2 protein-coding genes are annotated in these 1,774 nt (G+C 39.6%); both read left to right on the top strand.

What is annotated here, in order from left to right; all coding sequences use genetic code 11:
* On the top strand, positions 1–909 hold a 909-nt coding region (locus tag ACTXGO_RS13215; RefSeq protein WP_443574844.1), incomplete at its 5' end, for a class I tRNA ligase family protein.
* Positions 910–1,184: 275 nt separating this feature from the next.
* Positions 1,185–1,774 (top strand): DUF262 domain-containing protein (locus ACTXGO_RS13210; protein ID WP_443574845.1); only part of this gene is annotated, 590 nt, incomplete at its 3' end.

Raw genomic sequence — 1,774 nt, 5'->3', positions numbered from 1 at the left:
GATAAAGACAGCAACGCGCTACCTATCGACCAAGCGCCCAATCCTGAGGTGTGGGAATTACCCGAAAAGTGGATTATGAGTCGTCTAAACTCCAGCATCAAAGACATCCATCAGCATTTTACCCAGTATCGTCTAGATATGGTCAGCCAAGATATCTATGAGTTTATCTGGAATGAATACTGCGATTGGTACGTTGAGCTTGCTAAAGCCAGTCTCAATGATGACTCGGTAACAGACGCGCGCAAAGCCCAAATCCGCTACGTGCTCTTGCATGTGCTCGAGACTGCCATGCGTTTTACCCATCCGATCATGCCGTATCTGACCGAGCAGATTTGGCAGACCATCGCGCCGCTACTGGGTCGTAAAAACACCGATAGCATCGTTATTGCCGACTATCCACAAACCGATAGCGCCCAAATTAGTGAACAAATTGAAGCGGATATGGACTGGCTACAAGAGCTCATCGCTAGCGTCCGTAATATTCGTGGTGAGATGAAACTGGGTAACGCGGTACGCCTGCCAGTGCTGCTACAAAATATCTCTAGTGATGAAGATGCGCGTCTATCACGTATCAAAAACCAGTTTAAAGCGCTTGCCAAAGTAGAGAGCTTAGAGATATTAAAAGAAGGCAATGACGTACCATTGTCATCATCAAGTATGGTCGGGCAGCTACGTGTACTAGTACCGATGAAAGGGCTAATCGATCCAACGGCTGAGCTTAATCGTTTGGGTAAATCCTACGAGAAGCTGCAAAAGCAAGCCGAAGGCATCGCGCGCAAGCTGGGTAATGAAGGCTTTGTCAGTAAAGCACCTGCAGAAGTGGTCGATGCTGAGAAGGCGAAACTGGCTGAGCTAGAAGGGCAGTTGACGGCGATGACAGCGCAGATGGAAGAGTTGAAAGCGTTGTAAATAAAGCGTAAATATCTATAGTAATGAAAGACGCTGTCACACTTGTGATGGCGTTTTTTATTGTCTACTGATTAGTTCTCTAAAGAACTCTTAGTATTGCCAAATACTGAATATTTGTGTGCTACTATCTAGATTAGTGTTGATTCTGCTAAACTAACAGCCTGTTTTAATTAGATAAGTGCAAAATTAATCAAAAATTTAAAGGAATAATAACTTATGCAATTACATGCTTATACAAGAACTATTTCTGATTTGTTTTCGGTGCAAAAAAATATATTGTTCCTCGGTTTCAGAGACCTTATTCTTGGAAAAAAAGCCATATTGAGGAACTTTGGGAAGATATCACTAATAATATAACTCTTGAACATGGAGTTTTTCATCATTCTGAATACTTTATAGGTACTTTAGTTTTGGTGGGCGACGATAAAAAAACGAACCTTTTAATAGTTGATGGTCAACAAAGATTAACCACTATTACGATATTGCTTTCTGTGCTTTGTAGAAAATTTGATAGTTTATGTGAAACTAGAAAGTCTGAAGCTATTTATAATAATTATATAATTGGAGAGACGGATGATGGAGATACTTATTTTAAGTTGGAAAATGAAAGTCCAAAACCGTTTCTCCAAAATGAAATACAGCATATAAAAAAGATGGATAGAAGTGAAGCAAGTACAGATGAAGAAAAAAACTTACAGAATAACTTTGATGATTTGTATTCCTATATTTCAGCTGAAAATCTTAGCTCTACCTTTGGTATAGAACAAGAAGATAAAGTGGCATATGTGGATGCCTTAGTTGCTATACGCGAACAGGTTTTAAAACATCTTAAAGTAATATATATAACTGTTGAAGAGGAAGAAGA

It is taken from the genome of Psychrobacter sp. T6-1, from assembly GCF_052258445.1.
This window is presented reverse-complemented; position numbering and strand designations above follow the sequence as displayed.